19 protein-coding genes and 1 pseudogene are annotated in these 22,465 nt (G+C 66.0%); 9 read left to right on the forward strand and 11 right to left on the reverse strand.

From position 1 onward, the window contains the following. The first annotated feature begins 1 nt into the window (after position 1). The 9 genes from PW843_24485 (at position 2) to PW843_24525 (ending at position 11,167) form a co-directional block, all read left to right on the forward strand. Entirely contained in the window at positions 2–601 is a 600-nt protein-coding gene (locus tag PW843_24485; protein ID MDE1149722.1) for a DUF2460 domain-containing protein, read from the forward strand. Beyond that, complete coding sequence (locus tag PW843_24490; GenBank protein ID MDE1149723.1) at positions 601–1,509, forward strand: DUF2163 domain-containing protein; 909 nt, start codon at positions 601–603, stop codon at positions 1,507–1,509. Before PW843_24485 ends, PW843_24490 begins: the two co-directional genes overlap by 1 nt. Next, complete coding sequence (locus PW843_24495; protein MDE1149724.1) at positions 1,506–1,958, forward strand: hypothetical protein; 453 nt, start codon at positions 1,506–1,508, stop codon at positions 1,956–1,958. The genes PW843_24490 and PW843_24495 overlap by 4 nt, the downstream gene beginning before the upstream one ends. Further along, a complete protein-coding gene (locus tag PW843_24500; GenBank protein ID MDE1149725.1) occupies positions 1,958–6,322 on the forward strand; it encodes a phage tail protein in 4,365 nt (1,454 codons plus the stop codon). The genes PW843_24495 and PW843_24500 overlap by 1 nt, the downstream gene beginning before the upstream one ends. Then, the gene (locus tag PW843_24505; GenBank protein ID MDE1149726.1) at positions 6,319–6,765 is read left to right on the forward strand and encodes a phage tail assembly chaperone; all 447 of its coding nucleotides are present in this window, start codon (positions 6,319–6,321) and stop codon (positions 6,763–6,765) included. The genes PW843_24500 and PW843_24505 overlap by 4 nt, the downstream gene beginning before the upstream one ends. Positions 6,766–6,774: 9 nt before the next feature. Further along, on the forward strand, positions 6,775–9,375 hold the full coding sequence (locus tag PW843_24510; GenBank protein MDE1149727.1) for a hypothetical protein: 2,601 nt from the start codon (positions 6,775–6,777) through the stop codon (positions 9,373–9,375). Positions 9,376–9,401: 26 nt separating this feature from the next. Continuing rightward, positions 9,402–9,770: a hypothetical protein gene (locus tag PW843_24515; GenBank protein MDE1149728.1), complete on the forward strand. Its 369-nt coding sequence runs from the start codon at positions 9,402–9,404 to the stop codon at positions 9,768–9,770. Positions 9,771–9,884: 114 nt separating this feature from the next. Beyond that, positions 9,885–10,208, forward strand: coding sequence for a hypothetical protein (locus PW843_24520; GenBank protein MDE1149729.1), 324 nt, complete (start codon positions 9,885–9,887; stop codon positions 10,206–10,208). An 83-nt stretch (positions 10,209–10,291) separates the two neighbouring features. After that, positions 10,292–11,167, forward strand: coding sequence for an alpha/beta hydrolase (locus PW843_24525; GenBank protein ID MDE1149730.1), 876 nt, complete (start codon positions 10,292–10,294; stop codon positions 11,165–11,167). 4 nt (positions 11,168–11,171) lie between these two features. Here PW843_24525 and PW843_24530 read toward each other — a convergent pair whose 3' ends face one another. The 11 genes and pseudogenes from PW843_24530 to PW843_24580 form a co-directional block, all read right to left on the reverse strand. Further along, the gene (locus PW843_24530; protein MDE1149731.1) at positions 11,172–12,245 is read right to left on the reverse strand and encodes an HWE histidine kinase domain-containing protein; all 1,074 of its coding nucleotides are present in this window, start codon (positions 12,243–12,245) and stop codon (positions 11,172–11,174) included. A gap of 268 nt (positions 12,246–12,513) precedes the next feature. Continuing rightward, entirely contained in the window at positions 12,514–13,605 is a 1,092-nt protein-coding gene (gene ugpC, locus PW843_24535; protein ID MDE1149732.1) for a sn-glycerol-3-phosphate ABC transporter ATP-binding protein UgpC, read from the reverse strand. A gap of 8 nt (positions 13,606–13,613) precedes the next feature. After that, positions 13,614–14,429, reverse strand: coding sequence for a carbohydrate ABC transporter permease (locus tag PW843_24540; GenBank protein ID MDE1149733.1), 816 nt, complete (start codon positions 14,427–14,429; stop codon positions 13,614–13,616). A 2-nt stretch (positions 14,430–14,431) separates the two neighbouring features. Beyond that, positions 14,432–15,322: a sugar ABC transporter permease gene (locus tag PW843_24545; GenBank protein ID MDE1149734.1), complete on the reverse strand. Its 891-nt coding sequence runs from the start codon at positions 15,320–15,322 to the stop codon at positions 14,432–14,434. Continuing rightward, complete coding sequence (locus tag PW843_24550) at positions 15,319–16,581, reverse strand: sugar ABC transporter substrate-binding protein (GenBank protein MDE1149735.1); 1,263 nt, start codon at positions 16,579–16,581, stop codon at positions 15,319–15,321. Before PW843_24550 ends, PW843_24545 begins: the two co-directional genes overlap by 4 nt. Beyond that, entirely contained in the window at positions 16,581–17,786 is a 1,206-nt protein-coding gene (locus PW843_24555; GenBank protein ID MDE1149736.1) for a PLP-dependent transferase, read from the reverse strand. The genes PW843_24550 and PW843_24555 overlap by 1 nt, the downstream gene beginning before the upstream one ends. Next, entirely contained in the window at positions 17,783–18,523 is a 741-nt protein-coding gene (locus PW843_24560) for an FCD domain-containing protein (protein MDE1149737.1), read from the reverse strand. Before PW843_24560 ends, PW843_24555 begins: the two co-directional genes overlap by 4 nt. A 112-nt stretch (positions 18,524–18,635) precedes the next feature. Next, complete coding sequence (locus PW843_24565; protein ID MDE1149738.1) at positions 18,636–19,172, reverse strand: GNAT family N-acetyltransferase; 537 nt, start codon at positions 19,170–19,172, stop codon at positions 18,636–18,638. Next, positions 19,159–19,416 (reverse strand): DUF1778 domain-containing protein, encoded by a 258-nt coding sequence (locus PW843_24570; protein MDE1149739.1) that lies wholly within the window; start codon positions 19,414–19,416, stop codon positions 19,159–19,161. The genes PW843_24565 and PW843_24570 overlap by 14 nt, the downstream gene beginning before the upstream one ends. 214 nt (positions 19,417–19,630) lie before the next feature. After that, positions 19,631–20,269, reverse strand: a complete 639-nt coding sequence (locus PW843_24575) for a TonB-dependent receptor (protein MDE1149740.1) — start codon at positions 20,267–20,269, stop codon at positions 19,631–19,633. A gap of 22 nt (positions 20,270–20,291) precedes the next feature. Then, positions 20,292–22,298 (reverse strand): annotated as a pseudogene (locus tag PW843_24580) (TonB-dependent receptor). Positions 22,299–22,465 lie beyond the last annotated feature (167 nt).

Raw genomic sequence — 22,465 nt, forward strand, 5'->3', positions numbered from 1 at the left:
CATGGCGCTGATCTATCCCACGCTGCCCGGCATCGCCTTCGATTGCACGAAGAAGCCGACCTGGTCCACGGACATCCAGAAGGCCAAGAGCGGCCGGGAAACCCGCATCCGCTGGCAGTCCCGCCCCCGCTGGGAATTCACGCTCGTCTATGAGTTTCTGCGCGATACGGCCGCCGCCAATGAACTGCAAACGCTGCTGGGGTTCTATAACCAGGTGAGCGGCGCCTATCAGGCTTTCTTGTTCGTGGATCCCGACGACAACACCGCCGTCGGCCAGACCCTCGGTGTTGGCGACGGCACCAGCAAAGCCTGGACGATGATCCGGACCGCCGGGGGGGCCGTCGAAACCGTGGGCGCCGTCACCGCCCTGACCGCCGTCTACATCAACGGCGTGGTCACCACCGCCTACAGCCTGTCGGGCGTGACGATCACATTCAACAACCCACCCGCCGATGGCGCCGTGCTCTCCGCTGACTTCACCTATGCCTTCGTCTGCCGCTTCCAGGCCGATGATGACATGGAGGTATTGAAGTTCGCGAAGCAGCTGTGGGAGGCCAAAACGGTGAACCTGATCAGCCTGATTGGAGAGGTCATTACCTGATGAAATCCACCGATCCCGCCCTGATCGAGTATCTGGCCAGTACCCCGGAAATCTGCCAGGCAGAACTGTACACCATCTATCTGGCGACGGCCCGGGCCACCCCTGGTCTACCCGCCGGCAGCATGTTGTGCTGGACCACCTGGGACCAGGACATCACCATCGGTGACGTGACCTGGTCGGCCACGGGCCCGCAGGTTTCGCGGGGAGCCATCACCACCAGCATGACCATGGAGGTGCCGGAAGTGCAGTTGGACTGCTACTTCCGGGACAGTGACTTGGTCGATGGCCTGACCTTGGGTGCCTTCGCGGATAACGGGGGATTTATCGGCGCCCAGTTGGCTATCGACTGGGTTGTCATGCCCACCCCTGGCGTTCCGACCTTCGTCGTCCGCGAGTTCACCGGCCCGCTGGGTGTCGCGGCACCATCGGCCAGCAAGGTGCAGCTGACGGGCAATGGCGCCAATAAAAGCTTGAATGTCCAATATCCGCTGAGGCTTTACCAAAAGCCGTGTTTGAACACGCTGTACGCCGCCGATTGCGGGGTGCTGCGGACCAATTTCACCTGGTCGAACGCTTGCGCCGCCGGCAGCACGAACCTGGTGCTGGTGCCCGCCACCAACCTCTCCGCCATGGCCGGGCAGTCCATCGCACCGGACCCCACGGCCTTTGCCGATGGCGCCCTGACTTTCACCGGTGGTGTCAACGCGGGCGCGTCCCGGGGCATCCGGCTCGCGGCCGATGGCAGCATCACGCTGATGTATGGGCTCCAGCACACGCCGGGCCTGGGTGATCCCTTCGCCGTCAGCTACGGCTGCACCCACACCGCCGATATCTGCGGCAGCCGCTTCAACAACGCGGCCAGATATCAGGGCTACCCCTACATTCCACCGGCGGAGACCAGCGCATGATGACCGTCGCTGAACAGCGCGCGGCCGTGGCGGCCGAGGCCCTGACGTGGGTAGGCACGCGCTACCACCAGCTGGCCGATGTGAAGGGGGCCGGCGTCGATTGCTCCATGCTGCTGGTGCGCGTGTTTGTGGACACGGCCGTGATGCCGGCGTTCGACCCCCGGCCGTATCCGCCCGATTGGCACCTGCACCGTTCGGAAGAGCGGTACGTGGCATGGGTCGAACAGTTCTGCACCGAGTTCGACCCGGCGATCCGCGCGCCGGAGGCGGGCGACGTGCTGTTGATGCACTTCGGCCGGTGCTTCAGTCACGGTGCCGTCATGATCGGGGCGAGCAGCCTGGTGCATGCCTTCGCCAAGGATGGACGCTGCACCCACGGTGACATCACCCATGAGCCCTTCCGCAGCCGCCAGCTGCGCTTCTACATCCCGAACGTTTGGGGGGCCTGATGGGCGGTCTTTTCGGCGGCAGCGCCTCTTCCACCACCACCACCCGTTTCACCAGCCTACAGGTGCAGACCAGTTCGGCCGGTGTGGCCAAATCTGTGATGTGGGGACAGCGGCGTGCCGCTCCGAACCTGGTCTGGGCCAATAATCTGCAGTCCAAGGCGTCTAGCAGCGGCGGCGGCAAGGGCGGTGGTTCCAGCAGCGGTTATACCTACACCATCGCGGTGGTCATGGCGCTCTGCGAGGGGCCAACGACCACCATCGGCCGGGTATGGGCGAATAAGGACGACACCACGCTGGCCAAGCTGGGCTTGACCTTCATGCCAGGCACCGATGGCCAGCAGGCGGTGACGGCCATCTATGCGAGCGCGCCGGCCGAAGCTCTCGCCTATCCCTTTACGGCCTATGTCGGCACGGCGACGTACGACCTGGGCAGCAGCGCCAGCTTGCCGAACCACAATTTCGAAGTGCAGTCCTGGCTGCACAACGCCCCCAACACCATGGATGCCCAGTGGCCGGACATCCTGACCGATTTCTTGACCAACGAGCGCTACGGCGCGCGCCTGGCTGCCGATTACATCGGGGATCTGAGCAGCTGGCGCGGCTACTGCGCGGCCCTGGGGTTCTACGGCTCACCCCTTCTGGACAGCCAAGAGACGGGCATCGACATCATCAACCGCTGGGCGCAGTTGACCAACACCGCCATTTTCTGGTCGGGGTCCGTCATCAAGGCGCTGCCGCTGGGGGACCAGGCCGTGTCAGGCACGGACGGCAGCTGGGACCCCGGCACATCCATCGTGCCTCAGTACGACTTGACGTCTGACGATTTCATCGCCGACGCCAATGCCGACCCCATTACCGGCTCGGTGAAAGACCCGGCGGACACCTATAATTATGGTCAGCTGACGTACTGCGACCGGACCAACAGCTATCAGGATGATGTGGCCACCGCCTTCATCCAGGCCGCGATTGACGCCGACCAGCTGCGGCCCATGGACACGGTGACGGGCCGTGAGTTGTGCGACGTCAACACCGCCACCCTTTCGATGCAGCTGCAGCTGCAGCGCGCCTGCTACGTCACCAACACCTATGCCTGGAAAACCGGGATCCAGTACCGGTTGCTAGAACCGGGCGACGTCGTCACCTTGACCGATGACCGGATGGGCTTGGACAAGTTCCCCGTCAGGATCACGAAAACCACGAACAATGCCGACAGGTCGATCGACTTCGAGGCGGAGGAACTGCCGGCAGGCGTCGGCACGGCAACTGCTCATCCGCGCACTACCACCGACACGGCCGCGATCAACACCAGCGTCGATCCGGGTGACGTCACCCAGGTCGTGATCACGGAACCCTCCCCGGGCCTGTCCGGCGGCGTGCAGCAGGTATGGATTGGCGCTGCCGGCGGGACCTGGTGGGGTGGCGCGTCCGTCCGGATCAGCCTGGACGATGAGAAATACGAGCGCATTGGCGAATTGGAGGGGCCGTGCCGCGTGGGCGTGCTGGCCACCGACTTGCCGGCGGCGGCCGACCCCGATACCACCAACCAGCCGCAGGTGACCCTGGCCAGCGCCCGGCTGGACCTGGGCACTGGCGACCAGGCCGACGCCGATGCCGGCCGCACCCTCTGCCTGATCGGAAACGAGATGATCAGCTACGCCACCGCGACGCTGGTGGCCGCGAACACCTACCGCCTTTCCTATGTGCGCCGCGGGCTGTACGGCACCACGATCACCGATCATCCGGCCGGCACCGCGTTCGCTCGCCTCGACGACAAGCTGTTCGCGTATGACCTGCCCAGCGCCTACATCGGCCAGCGGCTCTACATCAAGCTGACCAGCTTCAACATCTTCGAGAGCGCGGAATACAGCGAGGCCGACGTTGACGCCTACACCTACACGCCGGTGGGGGCGGCCGGCATGCTGCCGGCACCCACCCGCCTGACGCTGGCCATCGAAACCGCGTTCCAGGCGGATGGCACGGTGCAGCCGGGCATCCGCGCCAACTGGACGGCGGCGGACGCCGGCATGGCCACGGACACCGTGGTGCGGTTCGGGGCCGTCAGCGCCGGTGGGGTGAGCAGCTGGCAGACGGTGACGGTGGCCGCCGGCACCACCACCACCCTGCTGACGCCGGTGACCCAGACGCTGACCTATGCCGTCCAGGCGGCCAGCAGCATCAGTGCCGATGTGCGTTCGGTCTGGGCTCCCACCACGGCCGCCACCATCACCGTGGGTGGCGTGCTGGCCGGGGCCACCATCACCAACCTGGAACTCTACGGCCAGGGTCTCGACACGACGTTTGTCACCCGGGATATCCACATCACCTGGCAGGGCAACTTCCCCAGCACCAGCTATGCGCTGGGCTCGGAACCCAACGGCACGGGCAGCGGCTTCGTGAACCCGTATTTCGCCGACTATGTGGTGGAGGTCTACGACCCCGACACGGACGCGCTGCTGCGCACCGAGCGGGTGACGGCGTCGGAATATATCTACACCTACGACAAGAACGCCGGGGATGCCGGCGGCCCGCACCGCACGGTGAAGTTCAGCGTGCGCATGGAAGACAAGCTGGGTGGTCTGACCGATCCGCCGGCCACGCTGACCGTCACCAATCCGCCGCCGGCACAGGTGCAGATCACCCCGCTGGGCATCAGCGGGGGCAGCGTCCTGCTGGGGTTCATCGCACCCGGCGACGTGGACTATGCCGGCGTGAACGCCTGGATCGGCACCACGGCCGACGTGGACACCAGCGGCACGCCGGCGGTCTCCGGCTATTCCGCCCCCCTGGTGGCGGCCGGCCTGACGGCGGGGCAGCAGTACTACGGCAAGGTGCAGACGTACGATGCATTCGGCTCGGCCGGCTGCCCGATTAGCGCCGCCTTCACTTGGACGGAGCCCTACGTCACTGCCGCCCAGCTGGCCGAAAAGATCATTGATGACACCAAGCTGACCGACGACCTGGCCGGCACCATCGACCTGATCACCGATCCCGCCACGGTGGTTGGATCGGTGGCCTACCAGGTCGCGCAGGAGGCGGCAGCGCGGGGGGCGGCGATCCAGACGGTGCAGACGGCCATCGGCAATGTCGCCACCAATGTGACCTCGCTGGCGGCGGTGGTGAACGACGCTTCCACCGGCCTGGCTGCGACACGGGCCCAGGTGACGGATTTCGAGCAGGCGCAGGCGACCACCAACACCGCCACGGCGAACAGCATCAGCACGCTGACAGCGCAGGTGAACGACCCGGCCACCGGCCTGCCGGCGACCCTGGCGGCCGTCCAGGCCAACCAGAGCGCGCAGGCCGGCGTCAACACCGCCACGGCCAGCAGCATCAGCACGCTTCAGACCACCGTGGGGGCCAATACCGCCAGCATCGAGACGCTGGCCACCTCGGTGGATGGGGTTGAGGGTGAGTACACCGTCAAGATCGAGACGGACAGCGGCGGCGTGCCGTACGTGGCCGGCTTCGGCCTGATCAACAACGGTCCCGGCACCTCGCAGTTCATCGTGCGGGCCGATACCTTCGCCATCATCCCGCCCGGCGCCACGGTGGCACAGGCGCCGTTCGTGGTCGGCACGGTTGATGGCGCCTACATCGTGTCCATCAACCACGCCTTCATCCAGAACCTGGATGCCTCCGTCATCACCACCGGCACCTTCGGCGCCGACGTCGTGTATGCCGGCACGCTCTCGGCCGACAACATCACGGGCGGCAGCATCGCCGGCAAGGACATCTACACGGCGACGGGTGGTCCCCGCCTGCTGATGCACGGCTCAGACGATGGCAACGGTTATGGCCCGTACTGGGGTGCCAGTGATGGAACCCGCTGGCGGGTGCTGATCGGGCGGCTTGCCAACGATTGGGGGATCAACGTCACCGACAGCGCCGGCCGCACCCTGTTCGACACCAACGACCTGGGCACCGGGGTGGCCAGCAACATGCAGTCGGTGTCCGCCAATATGGACGGATCGACGATACTGGCTTCCGACAAGGGCGCATGGACCACGTTGTGCACGCTGCCGGCCTTTCAGGTTCGCGGCAACGCCTGCGATGTGCGGGTCAGCTTCAGCGCCAGCATCGTCAGTACATCCGGCACGACGGCTACCAACGTGAATGTGCGGGTTCTTCGCACCAACGTACGGACGAGCGCGACGGAGGTCATCGGCCTGTCCCTCACGGCGGCGCCCTACCAGGGCTTCGCCACCGATCCCGCGTTCACCGACACCAGCCTGGACCAATACACCTACGCCCTGCAGGCCTATCGACCCGCCGACATCGCCGGCGGCGGTGATACCGGGGGCACGATCACCTACCAATATTGGCAGTACTACAACCTCTTCCTACAGGTGAGGTGGTTCCGATGACCGACACGCTGCCCCCTGCCATTGTCGCGGGCACCCATTACTACGCCGATTACGACCCGACCACCGGCCGCATCCTGGCCCTGCACCAGCGCGACCCGCTCAACCTGCTGGCGGAAGGCGTCGGCGCTGAAGGCATCGGCCGGCTGAAGCTGACCGACGACCAGGTGGATGGCGTCTGGTCCTGCCAGGTGGTCGGTGGCGTGCTGACGCCCAAGAGCGACACCGCCCTGGCCGCGCAGGTGGCCGCCGCCGCCCTGGCCGACCTGCGCATCCAGCGGGATGCCCTGTTGTCCGCCAGCGACATCCGGGTGCTGCCTGACCGCTGGGCGGTGATGACCGATGCCCAGCGTGCCGCGTGGTCGCTCTACCGCCAGGCCCTGCGCGACCTGCCCACCACCATCACCGACCCAACCGCGCCCGCGTGGCCGGTTCAGCCCGCCTGAGGATTGACCATGGCAGCCTATTCGACCGGCACCATCACCCTGACCAACGGCAGCGACGTCGTCACCGGCACCGGTACGGCCTGGCTGGCCAACGCCGCCCAAGGCCAGTTGCTGCAACCCCTGCCGTCGCCGACCATCAGCCTGGTGGCCTATGTGGCGGCCGTGGTGGACAATGGCAAGCTGCGCCTGGAAAGCCCCTGGGCTGGCGACAGCTACACCGGCATCGCCTACCAGCTGGTGCGCGACTTCGACCCGTTGTCGAACACGGCCCTGATCCCCAACGGCAACACGCGCCCGGACGTGCTGGTGAACCGGGCGATCACCCGCCTGTCGCAGTATGCGGCGACGGGCGACAAGACGGCCGCCGTCGTCGTCGCCCAGGGCGCGGAAACCTTCCGGACGCTGGCCGCCCACTGCGGCGACTTCCCCACGCCGATGGACTGGGGTGCTGTCGGTGATGGGATCGCTGATGACACAGCGGCCCTACAGGCAGCCTGGAACGCCGTCGCGGTGATTGGGGGTGGCTGTCTGCATTTGGGCGGCAGGAACTTTCGGGTGACGGCCCCCATCTCGCTCTATACGGGCGTGCGGACCAAAATTAGGGGGCCGGGCACGTTCACGGTCGATTTCAGCGGCGCCAACTTGGTGGCCTTCAGCGCGACCAATCCCACCAGCCCCTCTACGCGAGGCGGCCAGTTGGAGATTGAGAACGTGGCCTTCAACACATCCGTGGCGGTTCAAAGCGCGGGCACCGGGCCAGTGCTCTTCGAGCATATGTATTGCAGCAGCCTGCGCCTGGTGCGGTGCACCCTGTCCAGCTACGCCAACAACACGGCGCTCCGGCTGGGATCGGTCTGGAACGCCGTGGTGGACGACACCTATGTGTGGGGGGCGGGCTGCCAGCGGGCGCGAAAGCAGATCCCCACGACAACAACCTTCTCCATTGCGTATGGGGCCACCGCTCTTCAGGCGTCCGCCGCGATTTTCGATGCCTCCGATGTCGGTCAGATCATCTGCGTGGGTACGCAGATCTTTACGATCCAGTCCGTGACGGATGCCCAAAATGCCGTCACGACGATGACGGCCGTGCGCACCACGTCCGGGGGAGTGGGCCTCTTCGACGGTGTGCGTGGCGCCATGGCGGCGGGATCGACCACGTTGACCTTGGCCGCCGCCGTTATGACCGCTGCTGACGTAGGGCGCCTCGTTTATGTTCTGGACGCGAAGCTGAACACCTATCCCACCAACATGCTGGCCCCGCTGCGGGCAACCATCACGGCAGTGAGTGCCGATGGGGCGACGATAACGCTCGATACGCCGGCCTCAGCCACGGTCACCAATTCCTATGTTGCCATCTCCCCGGCCGTCGAGATCACGAACCAGGACGGTGCCAACAAGACCAACGATTTCATCCTGCACGCTCTGCAGGTCGAGCAGTTTCGCGGCATCGGCCTGGTGATCAATGGCGGCGACAATGTCTTCATGTCGGGCTTGAAGCTGCATGGTTACCCCTCGGCACACAACAATACGTCCAGCCTGGCGGCCGCCCTCTTCACCGGCATGAGCGGCTACATCGCGGGCGCCGATTTCGAAGCCACGGTGGTCAACAACATCGCGCGGGTGATGGTGTCATGCCTGAACAGTGCCTTGGGCATCGACCAGGTTTCGGCGACCGTTATGGACGATCAACCGATCATCGCTCAGACGAGCGGCTATTCCGGCAGCATCTGCAACATCGGCAACGTTACGGTCGCCAACGCGTGTGCGGCCAGATCGTTGACGACGCCTTACACCAATACAGGTGTTGGTGTCCTGAATGTCTGGGGGGCATTGGGGGCCTATGCCAATGCGGCGCCGGTCATCAGCGTGGCGCGCACCTTCCGGCAGCCCGTGGCGGTCCAATCGGGCTCATTGGCTGCCCCGGGTATGGCCGTTGCCGGCGACAGTGACACCGGCCTGGCGCAGGTGAGTGGGGCCAACACTGTGTCGCTGGTCGCGGGAGCGGTCGAAGCCCTCCGGGTGTCCGCCACATACACGGCGATCCCTAACTACCTGGCCATCAACAATACGTCGAACCTCTACGACCGGCTGATCATTCGCGAGGACGCGGCGCGCCACATCTACCTCTCCACCATTTCCGATACGGCTGCGGCCTGCCCCTACATTTACGCCAAGCGGGCGAGGGTGACGGGCACCGCCAGCGCGAGCGGCGATCACCTGTTTTGGCTGGACATTCGTGGCAACAACGGCGTTTCGGACGTCAACTGTGCCGCAATCACCGTGCTGCAGACGGGAGCCGTCAACGGCAGCAATGTCCCGGCTGCCATCGTGCTGTATGCGCAACCTGCCTCGGGGGTGACCTACGCACAGGAAATCCTGCGGGCAAACGGCGACTACTCGGTGGTGCACCGGGGAAACGCCCAAACCATCATCAATGCCAATTCGCTCCACACCCATCGGCCGTACACGGTCGCCGGCCTACCCGCCGCTGCCACCAACCAATGGGCGGAAGCCGCCGTATCCAATCCGACGACGGGCAAGCTGCCGAAGGTCATGAGCGACGGCACCAACTGGCTCTACATGGATGGATCCGTCGCCCGCGCGGGCTGAACCCTTCACTCAGGATAAGGAAGAAGATGCAGATTACGACGATCCCTTATGGCGCCCAGGTCCGCCTGATGCGCAACCCCGACGGCTCGATCAGCGTCGCGGACATGAGCTACCAGGCACTGGAAATCTTGATCGCGGACGATGGCACGGTCACCCCGACACGTGAGTTGCCGCCACGCACCATTACCACCGCTGATCCTGAATATGGGGCGTTGGTCAATGCCATCGACACCGCGATGGCGGCGGACAATGCCAATCTGACGGCCGCCAACACCGCGCTGACCGGTCAACTGCAGGCGGCTCAAGCCGCCTTGGCCTCGGTGACGGCTGAGCGGGATGCCCTGCTGCAGTCCCAAGTGCCTGCCACGGCTGATGCTGGAGGCGCTGTGACCTAACTCGTGACCTAACTCGGCGGTACGCTTAAGGGGCTTTGAATGGCCTCTTAAGCGTGGTTTTCTGCTCCAAGCTTAAGTGTCATTCAGTCCAAACTTAAGTGGCGCGCTTCAGCGATGCTGGCCTTCTATCTGGACTCGGCCGAGGGCGAGGAAGGGCGGCGGGGCTGCCTGGTCGCCGGGGCGGCGACGGACATGTCCACCTTCGATCCGGAGATGGCGGCCGTGGTCGCGGGCGCCCTGGCCGCCACGGAGGCGCAGATCGGCCGGCTGGTCACGCAAGGCCAGGCCGACGGTTCCATCCCGGCGTCGGTGGATGCGGCCGCCACGACAGTGGCCCTGCTGTGTTTGCTGCAAGGGCTGCGGGTGGTGGGCAAGACGGCGCGCCCGCGGGACACGTTGGCGGCGGCGGTCGCCACTGCATTGAAATTGCTGGACTAAAACGTTCCATCCGGCCGCAGGGGCACGGCGCTATTCGCTTGCCTTAAAAGAGAACGACCATTTCCTTATAGAAAGGCCATGCCATGTCCCATCAATCCCTGACCTTGCATCCACCCGGCGGCCCGGCCATCGCCGGTGTGGAGGCCGGGCCCGCTGACGGGCCGGCCGTGATCCTGCTGGCCGGCTGGCCACAGACCCTGCATGCCTGGCGCCATATGCTGCCCCGGTTGGCGGCGGCGGGCTGGCGCGTCATCGCCCTGGACCCGCCGGGACTGGGGGATAGCGATCCCCTGCCGGCAGGGCATGCCTACGACACCGCCACTGTGGCGGATGTTCTGGCGGCGGCTGTGGCCAGCCTGGGGGTGGAGACGTATGCCGTCGTCGGGCACGATGTTGGCGCCTGGATCGCCTACGCCTGGGCGGTGCGCCATCCCCGGGCCGTCAGCCGGCTGTGCGTGGCGGAGGGGGCCATCCCCGGCATCATGCCGGACGCCGCCTTCGGCATCGCCAACGCGGCCCGCGTCTTCCAGTTCTATTTCCACGCCGTGGAGGGCTTGCCCGAGGTTCTGACCGAGGGGCGGGAGCATCTGTATTTCGACTGGTTCTTCAATGCCAAGACGCGCGTTCCGAGCGCCATCAGTCCCGCCGACCGGGCGATCTATGCCGCCAGCTACCGCCGGCCGGGCCGCATGTCCGCCGGTTTCGCTTACTACCGGGCGGTCCCCGTCAGTAGTGCGCAGAATCGCGCCGCAACGCTGCCGCCCATGCCCATCCTGGCCTTGGGCGGGGAGGCATCGGTGGGCGGTAGTCTCCATCGTGGCTTGCTGGCCCAGGATGCCGTCCCCGGGGCGAAGGTGTCGGGCCATGTCATGCCCGGCGTCGGCCACTTTCTGCCGGAGGAGGATCCGGAGGGCTTCGCGGTGGTGGTGCTACCCTTCCTGGATGGTGCCGAGGGCTGATGCCTCAGACGGCGATGGCCGCCAGCGGGATGTCCATGGTCAGCACCAGGCCCGGCACCTGCCAATCATAGGCGTAGCGGCCCCGGAACTGCCCGGTAATGGAACTGTCCAGCAGCCGGGTGCCGAAACCGCTGCGGGTGGGCGGGCTCTCGACCGGGGCGCCGCCGCGCTCCCGCCAGCGGAGATGCAACTGGCCGTCCCCGGTTTGCCAGTCGATGGTGACCTGGCCGCCGTCGGATGCCAGCGCGCCATACTTCACGGCGTTGGTGGCCAGTTCGTTGACCACCAGGGCCAGGGGGCTGATGGCGGCCGGCTGGCACAGCAGGGCGGGGCCATCCAGGATGAAACGCGTCGCCATCGCCGGCGACTCATGCGCACGGATGATCTGGGTGATCACGTCGGCGATATCGCGGGCGGTGGCGGCGCCATCGCGGGAGCCGACGACCGGCATGATCAGTTCGTGCGCGCCGGCCAGAGTCAACAGGCGGCCGGACAGGGTCGCGGCCATGTCCTCCTTGTCGCGGGCGTGCCTCGCGCCGAAATGGATCATCGCTCCCGCCAGGGCGAACAGGTTCTTCACCCGGTGATTCATTTCATGCGTCAGGGTCTCCTGCCGCTCCAGCGCCTGGCGCAGGCGGTCCTCCGTACGTTGGACCTTGAGCGCGATGCCGACGAAGGTGGCGAGTTCGGTGGCGACGCGGGCGTGCCCGCTGTCGAAATGGCCTTCCTCCTCCGCCACGATCCACAGTGTGCCCAGCGGCTCATCCCCATCGAGGTAGAGCGGCACCAGCAAGACCTCCGGCACGGTGATGCCGGCGTCGGCGATCCAGTCGAACATGGTTTCGGCATGGCGGGTCAGCACCGGCCCACCCTGATCCAGGGTGACGCCGCAGGGGCTGTAGTTCCGCGGCGTGGTGGCGCCATCGAAGGCGGCCAGCCGGCCGCAGACATTATGCCAGCGGAAGACGCCCGGCACCGGCGCCGGTTCATACAGGCTGAGGCCGGCGGCGGATCCGCCGGTCAGTTCCATCGCCAGCGCCACGAACTTGGGCAGGACCGCCGCCGGATGCTTCGCCATCTGGACGGACAGGTCCTGAAGCGCCAGCTTTTACTTTCAGGTAATCGGTGTCCTTGGGCGGGCGCCCGGCCAATTCGTGCGTGATGAAGACTTCGTCCATTGTCGGCGTCTGCAACAGGGGTCGCAATCGCACATCCTTTCCAAACGAAGTTTCAGGCCACCTCAAGAAGGTCGATTATAAAGGGCGGCAACTGGCCTGACCATATGTCGGAAGACCGGGAACGCTGGTGGATCTGTGCGCAAGTGCAACCGGCGCCGGCCGTTCCCATCACGGCCGGGTCCGCAGCCGCGCGCCCGTTGCCGGATCGAACAGCAGCAGGTCTTCCGGCCGGAAGGTCAAGCCCACCCCCTCGCCAGCCGACAGCGGATGGCGGTCGGTGGTGAACAGTTTCAGCGGCTGGCCCGCGCCATCCGCGCCCAGATTCAAATGCACCACCTGGCCCAGGCCGGTGGGCTCCACCAGGTCGATGCGGGCGGGGATTCCCTCCGCAGGATTGGCCAGGTGCAGCCGTTCGGGGCGCAGGCCGACGGTCACGGCCGCCGCACCGTCCGGGGCCGGCACGCGGGCCAGGACGATGCCGCCCACCGCCACCGCGGCCGCGCGGCCATCGGGATCGGGCGTCAGCGTCCCGTCCAGGAAGTTCATAGGCGGCGATCCGATGAAACCCGCCACAAACAGGTTGGCGGGATCGTCGTATAATTCCGCCGGTGCCCCGATCTGCTGCGCCACGCCGCCGTTCATGGCGACGATGCGGTCGGCCATGGTCATGGCCTCGATCTGGTCGTGGGTCACATAGATGCTGGTGGCGCCCAAATCGCGATGCAGGCGGCGGATCTCATAGCGCATCTGTTCGCGCAGGCGGGCGTCCAGGTTGGACAGCGGCTCATCGAACAGGAAGGCCTTGGGCTCACGCACGATGGCCCGGCCCATGGCCACGCGCTGGCGCTGCCCGCCCGACAGGGCCTTGGGCTTGCGTTCCAGCAGGTCGGTCAGGCCCAGCTTGGCGGCGGCCCCCTCCACCGCCGCCTTGATGCGGTCGGCCGGCAGGCGCCGCTGTTTCAGCGCGAAGCTCATGTTCTCCCGCACCGTCATGTGGGGGTAGAGGGCGTAGGACTGAAACACCATGGCCAGATCCCGGTCCTTGGGCGCCACCTCGTTGACCCGGCGGCCGTCGATGCGGATTTCGCCGCCCGTGATGTCCTCCAGCCCCGCGATCAGGCGCAGCAGGGTGGACTTGCCACACCCCGACGGGCCGACCAGCACGATGAATTCCCCGTCATTGATGTCCAGGTCGATGCCGCGCAGCACCGGCACGGCACCGTAATCCTTGCGCACGTCGGTCAGGGTGATGGCGGCCATGGGATGGGTCAGCCTTTCACGGCGCCGGCCGTCAGGCCCTGCACCAGATAGCGTTGGATCAGGAAGAAGAACAGGCCGGCCGGCAGCAGGGCCAGCACCCCGGCCGCCATCATCTGTCCGAAATCGACCGAGAATTTGGACACGAAGCCCAGCAGCCCGGCGGGGAAGGTGCTGACCGCGGCCGATGAATTCAGCATCAGGGTGAACAGTAACTCACTCCACGCCGCGGTGAAGACGAAGCCGCCGGTGGCCGCCAGGCCCGGCAGGGTCAGGGGCAGGATGATGCGCACCACCGCGCCCAGGCGGGTGGCCCCGTCCATCATCGCCGCCTCCTCCAGGTCTTTCGGCACCGCCTCGAAGAAGGACTGCATGAGGAAGGCGGCGAAGGGCGTGTTGAAGGCGGTGTAGACCAGCACCAGCCCGGCCAGGCTGTTGGTCAGGCCCAGGGGCGCCAGCAGGCGGAAGATGGGCGCCACGATGATGACCAGGGGGAACATCTGGGTCACCAGCATCACACCCACCACCCAGGCTTTCCCCCGGAAGCGGAAACGGGAAAAGGCGTAACCGGTGGCCGAGGCCGCGGCGGTGGCGAGCAGGGCCGTGGCGGCCGACACGATCAGGCTGTTGCGGAAGAACAGCGGGAACTGGGTGCGCCGCAGGACGTCGGTGTAATGGACCAGGGTCACACGGCTGGGCCACAGCCGCACGCCCTCGCCATACATCAAATCGTCGGGTGTGACGGACACCTTCAACATCCAGAACAGCGGGAACAGGGCGAAGGCCAGGAAGGTGGCCAGTGCCAGATAACGGAACAGTCGGACCATCCTCACCCCGGTTCTGTCAGCGCGTGGCGCAGCACCATCACCGCTGCCGCATAGGCCAGCAGCAGCACCAGCAGCACGGCGGCGACCGCCGAGGCGTAGCCGAAATCCAGGCGCTGGAACGCCAGCGAGAAGATGTAGCTGGACAGGATTTGCGTCGCATCGGCCGGGCCACCCTTGGTCATCACCACGATCAGTTCGGCGAAATTGGCCACCCACACGGTGCGCAGCATGACGGTGATGGCGATGGTGGGCGCCAGCAGGGGCAGGGTGATGCGGCGAAAGCGCAGCCAGGGCCCGGCGCCATCGATGCTGGCGGCCTCATAAATGTCCTGCGGGATGGATTGCAACGCCGCCAGCAGGGTGATGGCGAAGAAGGGGATGCCCCACCACACATTGGCGACGATGGGGCCCCACAGCGCCAGGTGCGGGTCGGACAGGATGTTCTCCGGCCGGGCCAGTAATCCCAGACCATGCAGCCAATGGGGCAGGGTGCCGATCACCGGGTTGAACAGCCAAGCCCAGGCCAGGCCGGATAGAAAGCCCGGCACCGCCCAGGGCAGAAAGGTCAGGGCCTGCACCAGACCCCGCCCGGGGAAGGCTTGGTTCAGCAGCAGCGCCAGGGCGAGGCCCAGGCCGAATTGCAGGGCCACCGACGTGGCGGTCCAGGTGACCGTGTTGCGGAGTGCGGTCCAGAAGCCGTCGTCGTCCAGCAATTCCCGGAAATGGTCCAGGCCGATGAAATCGCCGCTCAGGGGATCCAGCAGGATGATGTCGTGAAAGGCGTAGGACAGGCCCGTCAGCAGCGGCACCAGCATGACCGCGATGATCAGCAGCAGGGATGGCGCGGTGTAGAGATAGGGCTCAATGGCGAGCGCCAACCTGCGGCGGCTCATTGCACGCCCTCCGCCTGTTTGCGGCGGGATTTGTTCAGGTAGGCCGCCCACTGCTTGTTCATGGTCAGGGGGGCGATCTGGCCCAGCAGCGCCTGCTGGCTGCTGCGCACCACCAGGCTGTCGGCGAAATAGGCGAAGCCGGGCAGGCCGGTGGGCATCAGGGTCGGCACCACGTCGGGATCGGCCAGTTCCGCGAACCAGCCCTGATAGATGGTGCCGCTGTACTGCGGATCGTGTGCGGCGGCGGTATAGACCGGCAGGGCGCCGGTGCGCTTGTTCCAGGCCAGGTTGCCGGCGGGGCCGTTCAGCGCCACCACCAGATCCCAGGCCAGTTCCTTGTGTTCGGACTTCTTGAAGATGGACCAGCCGGCATAGCCCAGCGTGGGATAGGCCTTGCTGTTGGGGCCCTTGGGCCAGGGCGCCACGCCAAAATCCTCGGGCTTCATGCGTTGCTTCAAGGCGATCAGGGCATCGGGATCCTGGTCCACCATGGCGCAGGCGCCGGTGTAGAAACCGGCCACCACCTCGTTGAAGCCCCAGTTGACGCTGTCGCGCGGCGCCAGGCCATCCTTGTACAGGTCGATCAGCCAGGTGGTGCCGGCGACCCAACCGGGGTCGGTCAGGGTACTGGTGCCGTCCTCATGGAAGAAATCGTTGCTGCCGGCGATGCTGGCCCCGAACATGACCCAGCCGTTCAGGCCGCCAGGGCCCCCGCGCAGGCAATAGCCGGACTTGCCTGGCAGCTGCGCGATGCGGGCGGCGTCGGCCCGCAATTCGTCCAGGGTCCTGGGCGGCTCATTGAGGCCGGCCTGGCGGAACACCGCCTTGTTGTAATACAGCGCCCGCAGGTAAAAACCGTAGGGCAGCATATAGGGCCGGTCGCCCACTGTGCGCGCCACCGCCAGCGCGCGCTCGTTCAGCCCCTGGGCGTCGGGCCAGCGGGCCAGGTAGGCCGACAAATCCTCCAACTGGCCGTTGCCGGCGTAGAGGGACAGCCAGCGGTCCGGCATCTCCACCACGTCGGGAATGTCGCCGGCCGCCACCATGGTGGCCAGCTTCTCGAACGCCGATCCCCAAGACAGCGATGTCACCTCCACATGCGTGCCCGGGTGTGCGGCCTCATACCCCGCCACCAGTTCCTTTAGCGTCTCCGTCCGCTCCGGACTGCTCAGCACCTCCACCAGCCGCAGCGTAGTGTCGGCGCGGGCCGGTGTGGATGCCAGCAATGCCAGAATGAGAAGGGCGGCGCGTTTCGGCATCAGGTCGCCTTGCCCGCGACGGCGAAGGCCCGCGCCAAGTCGGCCCACAGCGCCTCCGTCCCCTCCAGCCCGACATGCAGGCGTACCATGTTGGTCGGCACGCCGAAATCGATGGCGGAGTTGGGGCCGGCCGCCTGCACATGGGTCACCAGCGCCGGCACCACCAGGCTTTCATGCCCGCCCCAGCTGACGCCCAGCTGGAACAGGGTCAGCGCGTCGCAGAAGGCCGGGATGTCGACGCTGCCGTCCACGGTGAAGGAGAACAGGCCCGACGTGCCGGTCAGCCCCGGCGGCAGGGCGCCCATCAGGGCCGGGTGGTGGACAGCCGTCACCTGCGGCAGTTCCGCCAGCCGCCGCGCCAGGGTTAGGGCCGACGCCTCATGCGCCTGCATGCGGACAGGCAGGGTGCGCAGGCCGCGCAGCAGCAGCCAGGCCTCAAATGGCCCCAGCTTGGCGCCGATATAGGGGCAGATGGTACGCCGGATCTGGGCCACCAGGTCGCCCCGGCCCGCCACCACGCCCGCCACCGTGTCGCTGTGCCCGCCGATGTATTTGGAGGCGGAGTGCAGCACCAGGTCCACGCCCAAGGTGGCCGGCCGCTGGAACACCGGTGTCGCCCAGGAATTGTCGATCATGCTGATCGCGCCGTGCTTCCTGGCCAGGGCCGCCAGGGCGGCCACGTCGTGCGCCTCCATCATCCAGCTGTTGGGGCTTTCCAGGTACAACACGCGGGCGCCAGGCAATGCCGCTTCCACGGCGGCCAAATCGGCGCCGTCCACATACTCCGTGGTCACACCCCACTTCTTCAGCAGGGTTTCGAACAGGCGGTAGGCGTCGGGGTAGACATGGCGGACGCAGACGATGCGGTCACCCGGTTGCACGAAGGCCAGGACGGCGCCGGAAATGGCCGCCATGCCGCTGGGGAAACCGATGGCGTCGTCCGCCTCTTCCAACGCCGCCATCTTCTGTTCGAACAGGGCGACGGTGGGGTTGGTGGTGCGGGAATAGACGTTGCGCGACCGCTTGCCGGCATAGGTGTCCGCCATTTCCTGGAAGCTGGAAAAGGTGAACAGCGAGGTCTGGACGATGCCGGGCACCACCGCTTCATAGGCGTGCACGCCTTCGTCATGCGCGACGATGCGGCGGGCGCGCTCAACGGGGTTCTCAGCCGGATCGGGGGAAAGCGCGTCAGGGAATTCAGTCATCGGGACATGGCCTTAATGTCTTCTTCGACGATGGCGAGGATGGCCAGCGTCTTGTCACGGGCGGCCGCGGCGTCGCCGGCGCGGATGGCGTCGAACAGCTCGCGGTGCAGGGCGAAGGACCGGCCGGCGAAATCGGGCCGGTCAAACGGCTTCTCGAAGAAATGCTCGAAGGTCTCGCGGATCTGTTCCAGCAGCTGGCGGAACAGCGGGTTGTGGGTGGCGTCATAGATCGCCAGGTGGAATTCCAGATCCTCCGGCCCGGCCGTGCCCTGCGTCAGGTGCACCGCCTCCATCGCCACCAGTTTCTCTTCCATGTGACCGATGTCGGCCGGCGTCGCCTTGGCCGCCGCCACCTCACTGGCCGCGACCTCCAGCCCCCGCCGGATCTCCAGCGTCTGCAATAGCCGGTCGCGCAGTTGCCCCGCCGCGTCGATGGTCAGCGACACATGCACCGCGTCAGCCGACACCGCGCGCAGCAGATAGGTACCACTGCCTTGCCGCGTCTCCACCAGCCCCAGGGCCTGGAACTGCCGGATGACCTCCCGCACCGTGGACCGCCCCACCCCCAGCGCCACCATCAACGCCCGCTCCGTCGGCAACCGGTCGCCGGGATTCAGCGCACCTTGCGCGATGAACGCCGCCAGCGCCTTGGTCACGCCGGCAAGGCGGTCGGCACCGGACAATGGCCGCAACGCGGCGCTGGAGAGGGGAAGGGCGGAGGCCGGCTGGGGAACCACGGCACCTCGGGGTTAGGGCTCCAGGCTGGGCGCTGTCCCGACGCCGCCTGGAAATTGGTCTGATGACTTGATGTTGATTGGCGCCGCGGCCGGTGTCAAGGCGTCGGCTTGATCATTCGCCCATGGATTTCCGCACCGTTTCGGCGCTGATCAACATCCGGTTGGCTTGGCTTGGAAGATCGACGAAGCCCAATTTTCGGTAGAAGTCGGCGGTTTTCGCATCGATGGCATCCAACACAATGAACTTGCCGCCGATCTGGTCGATGACCTTCATGCACAGGCCGAGGAAATGGGACATCAGCTTGCGCCCAAGTCCTTTGTTCGCCGCGCTCTTATCCACCCCGACCACCGCGAGATAGATCGCGCCCACGGTGTCACTCCGGCCCAATTTCTTCTGTATTTCCGGCGGCAGGGCATCGACCGCGATCGCGTGGGGGCGGAGGGTGTAGAAGCCAATGACCTTGACGGTTCCGGCCATCACCGCGACATAGGTCTTGGACTGGTCGTCCTGATGGTGCCGGCCGGCCGTGCTGATCAGGAAATTGTTGACCTTGGTCACGCCTGAATCGAAGGCCGCCCGATCATGCTTGTGGCGATCCAGCGGCTCAATGTTCAGTGTCTTGAGGAAGGCCTTATCAAGAGCCGGCAACGGCGGTCTCTTCGTCCAAAGCCATCAGGTCGCGCAAGGCCTGGCTGGGTTCGGTATTCTCCAAGGCCCGGACGAAGGCTGCGCAATCCTCAGGGGTCAATAGTCGCGTGCTCTCGACCTTGCTGAGGGTCTCGCGCGCAGCCCATGCGGCGCTGCTCACCACGAATTCCGATGGGCTGATTCCCAGTTGGGCGGCCGCATCTTCGATCAGCGATTTGATCTCAGGCAACGTACGCTGCTCCATCCTCGCGGTAGCGCGTGCGGGGGACCGTGGATACGTCTTGAAAGGCAGCATGAAGAATCTCCCACCGCTGTCGCCGATAAACGAGCGAGCGTCAGATAGGAAATTATGTACGGTAGTCGCCGGACATGTTCAATGGTGTGAAATGAGTTTCGGTCATCCCGAAACCAAAAGGGGAGGTCGGCCCCGTCCGAGGCCGGCCCTCCCACTCGCATCCTCACATCTTATACCGCACCCCCAATTGGAACGTGCGATCCGAGCGGTCCGTATCGCGCGGATAGTACGCCGCGTTGGTGAAATAGTTCTGGCTGACGGTGCCGGTCAAATTGTCGATGTCCAGGGTGAAGGTCAGGCCGGGGATGGCCTCATAGCTGGCGGACAGGCCCAAATCGCCGTAGGGCTTGGACATGATGGTTTGGGGCTGCAGGCCGCCGGCGTTGAAGGCGATGACGTAGCTGCTGCGCCAGTTGTAGGCCAGGCGGAAGGAGTAGGGCCCGCGCTCGTACATGCCCACCACGTTGAAGGAGTAGCGTGAGACGTTGGCCAGGGCCTGCTGCACCGGGGTGCCGCCCACGCTGGCCGGTGACATGGTGTAGCTGTCGATGTAGGTGCCGTTGATCTGGGTGCCGATGCCGCGCAGCCAGTCGGGCAGGAAGTCGTAGAACTGCTGATAGCCCAGTTCCACGCCCTGTAGCATGCCGCTGCCGCTGCTTTCCGGCACGCTGACCAGATAGCTGACGTTGTTCACCGTCTCCGCCACGCCATAGGTCTGGATGTAACCCTTGATGTCGCGGTGGAACAGGGTGGCGGTGGCGCTGCCGCCGGGGGCGAAGAACCATTCCAGCGCCGTATCCACGTTGGTGGACGGTGATGGGCGCCAGGTGGGCGTTGCCGCTGGTGCCGGTGCCGATCAGCGTCGGGCCCGGCGAGTTCAGGCTGAGCGAGGGGTTGAGGGAGGAGAAGTCGGGGAAGGTCACCGTCTTGCCGGCCGACACGCGGAAGAACAGGGTGTCGGTCAGCCCGATCTTGCCGTTGAAGCTGGGCAGGCCGTTGAAATAGTCCGGCTTGCTGTTCACGCGCTGCGGCGTGGCCCCGGTGGCGATGGTGCCGGTGCTGTCGGGCACCAGTTCATAGCCGGTGATGCTCTCGTTGGTGGCGACGAAACGCATGCCGAAATCACCGGTGACGGGGAAGCCCGCCAGGTCGAAGGCGTAGTCGGCCTTCACGTAACCGGCGTAGCTGTCCTGCTGCGCCTTGAAATACTTGGTGGGGTCGAAGGCCTGTTTGCCCGCCGGCATGTTGAACAGGGCGCGGATCTCATCCGCGTGGCTGAACAGGTAGGATGAGCTGGCGTTGTACCACTGGGTCACGGCCAGGTCGCGGTCGCCACTGAGGAAGCCCGCCGGCGACAGGGTGCCGAAGCCGGGCAGGCTGGCGGCCGAGATGGCGGAACCGGCGGGGGCGGCGATGCCGTTGCCGTTGGTGGCCTGGCTTTCGGCGTCACGGCTGGCCAGGCGGAAACCGGCGGTGACATTGGTCAGGAAGGGCAGGTGGGTGGCGTAACTGGCGTCGGCACGATAGGCCAGCTCGTTACCCGTCTGGACGACGTAATTGTCGAACAGCTGGTTCAGGTAGTAGTTGGCTGGGTTCTTCAGGTCCACGCCGCTGATGACGGAATTGGGCGTGCCGTTGCTGAGGAAGTCCACAGAGTATGTCGGCGCGTTGAAGCGCGTGTCGACGATCAGGTCTTCCTGGGTGTACTTGCTGTGGGTGTAGGCCAGATCGGACGTGATCTTCAGGTTGGCCGTGGGCGTCCACTTGGTGCCGGTGGCGATCTGGACGGTGTTGGTGTGGTCGCGGTAGGCCTGATCGCTGGTCAGGGTGAAGTTGTTCAGCGAACTCAGGCTGGCGACCTCGTTGGTGCCGGGGATCAGGGTGTAGGATTGCAGGGCGCCGGCACCGGGGATGCCGATGAAGTATTCCGCCGATTGGTCCAACTGGAAGTCGCTGTCGGAGGCATCGACATAGAATTCCAGGTCGTTGTTGGGCTTCCACTGGCCGGAGAAGTTGGCGCCGATGCGCTGCCGGTCGCCCAGGTTGGCGATGTCGCCGGTGGTCTGCGGAATCTGGATGGCCTGGCCCGTCGCCGGGTTGATGGCGGCGTTGGCGATGGAGACGTAGTTGAACGCCGTCTCATCCAGATAGCGCCGCTTTTGATAAGAGACGGAGACCAGGGCGCCGACCTCGCCGATGCCGGTGTTCCAGCGGTCGCTGACCAGGACGCTGGCGTTGGGGTCGATGTCGCCGCGCTGGTCGCCGTAGACGCCCCGGGCGCTGCCCGCCACCTCCAGCCCGTCGAAATCGAACGGCCGGCGCAGGCGGATGTTGATGGTGCCGGCGATGCCGCCCTCCAGCTGTTCCGGCGACAGGGTCTTGAACACGTCCAGGCCGGAGACCAGCTCGGCCGGGATGTCGGACAGGGCGACCGAGCGGCCGACGCCGGTGAAGATGTCGCGGCCGTCGATCTCCGTCGTCACGTTGGGCAGGCCGCGCACCAGGACGGAACTGGCCTCACCCGCCGCCCGGGTGATCTGCACGCCGGTGATGCGTTGCAGGGCGTCGCCCACGGTGTTGTCGGGGAACTTGCCGATATCCTCCGCCACGATGCTGTCCACGATCTGGGTGGAGTTCATGCGGATTTCCTGGGCGGATTGCAGGCTGGCCCGCATGCCCACCACCACGATCTCGTTCAGGCCGTCGTCGGTCGTTGGCGCGCCCGCCTGCGCCACGGCGTCGGCCGCGTTGGGGGTGGCGGCCGGTGCCGGCGCGGCTGTCTGCTGCGCCCAGGCGGCAGGTGACAGGCCGGCGCCCAGCAGGGCGACCATAGCCACGGAATACGGCAGGCGTCGACGGATGCTCATTATTACCCTCCCATGATTTTTCGGTTTTAAGGGCGCGCAAAGGGGCGCCCGGCGCCCATACGGGGGCGCCGTGGTTTTGTCAGGCTCGGATTTTCAAGGCATGACTTCAGGTACTGAACGCGAAAACAGGC

Source organism: Azospirillaceae bacterium (assembly GCA_028283825.1).
Lineage (GTDB): Bacteria > Pseudomonadota > Alphaproteobacteria > Azospirillales > Azospirillaceae > Nitrospirillum.

Bases quoted from the DNA above. Each gene is read 5' to 3' on its own strand.
- PW843_24520 (MDE1149729.1), top strand. From the start codon at position 9,885: ATGCTGGCCTTCTATCTGGACTCGGCCGAGGGCGAGGAAGGGCGGCGG.
- PW843_24525 (MDE1149730.1), top strand. From the start codon at position 10,292: ATGTCCCATCAATCCCTGACCTTGCATCCACCCGGCGGCCCGGCCATC.
- PW843_24510 (MDE1149727.1), top strand. From the start codon at position 6,775: ATGGCAGCCTATTCGACCGGCACCATCACCCTGACCAACGGCAGCGAC.
- PW843_24530 (MDE1149731.1), bottom strand. From the start codon at position 12,245: ATGGCGAAGCATCCGGCGGCGGTCCTGCCCAAGTTCGTGGCGCTGGCG.
- PW843_24515 (MDE1149728.1), top strand. From the start codon at position 9,402: ATGCAGATTACGACGATCCCTTATGGCGCCCAGGTCCGCCTGATGCGC.
- PW843_24495 (MDE1149724.1), top strand. From the start codon at position 1,506: ATGATGACCGTCGCTGAACAGCGCGCGGCCGTGGCGGCCGAGGCCCTG.
- PW843_24550 (MDE1149735.1), bottom strand. From the start codon at position 16,581: ATGCCGAAACGCGCCGCCCTTCTCATTCTGGCATTGCTGGCATCCACA.
- PW843_24500 (MDE1149725.1), top strand. From the start codon at position 1,958: ATGGGCGGTCTTTTCGGCGGCAGCGCCTCTTCCACCACCACCACCCGT.
- PW843_24555 (MDE1149736.1), bottom strand. From the start codon at position 17,786: ATGACTGAATTCCCTGACGCGCTTTCCCCCGATCCGGCTGAGAACCCC.
- ugpC (MDE1149732.1), bottom strand. From the start codon at position 13,605: ATGGCCGCCATCACCCTGACCGACGTGCGCAAGGATTACGGTGCCGTG.
- PW843_24540 (MDE1149733.1), bottom strand. From the start codon at position 14,429: ATGGTCCGACTGTTCCGTTATCTGGCACTGGCCACCTTCCTGGCCTTC.
- PW843_24545 (MDE1149734.1), bottom strand. From the start codon at position 15,322: ATGAGCCGCCGCAGGTTGGCGCTCGCCATTGAGCCCTATCTCTACACC.
- PW843_24570 (MDE1149739.1), bottom strand. From the start codon at position 19,416: ATGGAGCAGCGTACGTTGCCTGAGATCAAATCGCTGATCGAAGATGCG.
- PW843_24490 (MDE1149723.1), top strand. From the start codon at position 601: ATGAAATCCACCGATCCCGCCCTGATCGAGTATCTGGCCAGTACCCCG.
- PW843_24505 (MDE1149726.1), top strand. From the start codon at position 6,319: ATGACCGACACGCTGCCCCCTGCCATTGTCGCGGGCACCCATTACTAC.
- PW843_24485 (MDE1149722.1), top strand. From the start codon at position 2: ATGGCGCTGATCTATCCCACGCTGCCCGGCATCGCCTTCGATTGCACG.